Below are 1,654 nucleotides of genomic sequence, written 5' to 3' on the forward strand. Positions count from 1 at the left end.
GCGGACGACCTGGTGGCACGCCTCGGCGGCTACGAGGCGCCGATCACCCCCGACGTGATGTCGGCGGGCGAACGGCAACTCGTCGCGCTGGCCCGGGCGTACCTCTCCCCGGCCCGGCTCGTGCTCCTCGACGAAGCCACGTGCCACCTCGACGCGGCCGGCGAGGCCCGCGCCGAACGGGCCTTCGCCGACCGCCCCGGCGCCCTGGTGGTGGTCGCCCACCGGGTCAGCTCCGCCGTACGGGCCCGCCGCATCCTGCTGCTGGACGGCAAGGAGGCGACCTTGGGAACGGACAGGTCGCTGCGGCTCAGCTCACCGCTGTACCGCGAGATCGCCGGCCACTGGGACGTACCGTCACCGGAACCAGCCCGCCTCCTCAGCCAGCCGGACGGCCTCCAACCGGTTGCGCGCGCCGGTCTTGCGGAGAACCGCTGAGATGTAGTTCCGGACGGTCCCCGGCGTCAGGTGCAGCTTCGCCGCAACCTCCTCCGAAGGCACCCCGGAAGCCACAACGCTGAGCACGTCCAGCTCCCGCGACGACAACGGACTACGCGGCGCGGCCACCATGGCCACGGCCAGGCTGGCGTCGATCACCCGTTCGCCACGAGCCAGCTGCCGGATACCCCGAACCAGCTCACACGGCGCGGCCTGAGTGCCGACAACACCCCGGACATGAACGTCCAAAGCCCGGCTGAGCCGCCCCGGAGCATCCGGACCGGCCAGCACCAGCGTGGCGCACCGCGGCTGCTCAGCGGTCAGCCGATCGATGGTACGGAGCCCGTCATCAGCCAGCAGCTCAACGTTGACAACAGCAACATCCGGCGGAACGGCCCGCGCCATGTCCAACGCCTCGTCGAGGCAGCCCAGATCGGCGACCACCTCGAAATCCTCCTCCAGCGACAGGGTCGCGGCGAGAGCGCCACGCAGCAGATTGACGGGTTCGACGAGCAGAATGCGGATCACAACGGCCTCCCAGCCAGGGTCAAAGCTTCGCGGTGGGAACGCCGGCAACTGAGCGGGCTCGGCCACGGTGGCGGGCGGAGCACGGAAGCCGGCGGACGGCCGATCGCGGGTCCGTCTTCGGACCGGCGTGGCCTGTTTCCTGTCCCCGGAGGGAGAGCGATCAGCTGGGAGGTCCGCTGTAGCGGACGGTCCGCCCGTGGGCGGAGGTGTCACCGGCTGCGGAAAGGCTGCCGGTGGCGATCTCGGGGCGCCAGAACGACGGGACGGTACCCGTCGTGGGCGAGCCGGTCCCGCCGGAATCGCGGGCGTGGCCCGTGCCGGCGGAGTCAGATGGCTGGTGCGGTGGGGCGGGCGGCGGGGTGGGGAAGTTTGAGGCGTGAGGCTTGGCGTGCCCGCCGTGGTCGACTGTGGTCGGGGTTGGTGCGTCACGCAGGTCGAGGGCGGGCATCGGGCCGGTCTGCGACAGGGGCGGCGCCGGGTGGGCCGGGGTCCGGATGAGAGCGGCTTGTTGTCGCGGCTCGCGGGTGGTGGTTTGCGCCTGGAGCTGCTCTTGGGCCGGGGGCGGCCCGGGGTTCGCGGGGAGATGCGGGCCTGCCGGTGTTGCGGGCGCCGTTGGGAGTGCAGGGGCGACCGGTGTGGGCGGCAGGGTGGGCGCTGGAGGGAGTTTCGGCAGCGCAGGCGGGGCGGGCAG

The 1,654-nt window shown here is 72.4% G+C and carries 2 protein-coding genes; one reads left to right on the plus strand and one right to left on the minus strand.

Annotation, left to right across the window (positions count from 1 at the left end; translation table 11 throughout):
• Window positions 1–435 (plus strand): ATP-binding cassette domain-containing protein (locus AB0C29_RS47235; RefSeq protein ID WP_360834761.1); only part of this gene is annotated, 435 nt, incomplete at its 5' end.
• Here the strand turns inward: AB0C29_RS47235 and AB0C29_RS47240 are convergent.
• The gene (locus tag AB0C29_RS47240) at window positions 355–963 is read right to left on the minus strand and encodes a response regulator transcription factor (protein ID WP_360834763.1); all 609 of its coding nucleotides are present in this window, start codon (window positions 961–963) and stop codon (window positions 355–357) included. The two genes, AB0C29_RS47235 and AB0C29_RS47240, sit on opposite strands and share 81 nt — an antisense overlap.
• Window positions 964–1,654 lie beyond the last annotated feature (691 nt).

The organism is Actinoplanes sp. NPDC048791, from assembly GCF_040650095.1.
GTDB lineage: Bacteria > Actinomycetota > Actinomycetes > Mycobacteriales > Micromonosporaceae > Actinoplanes.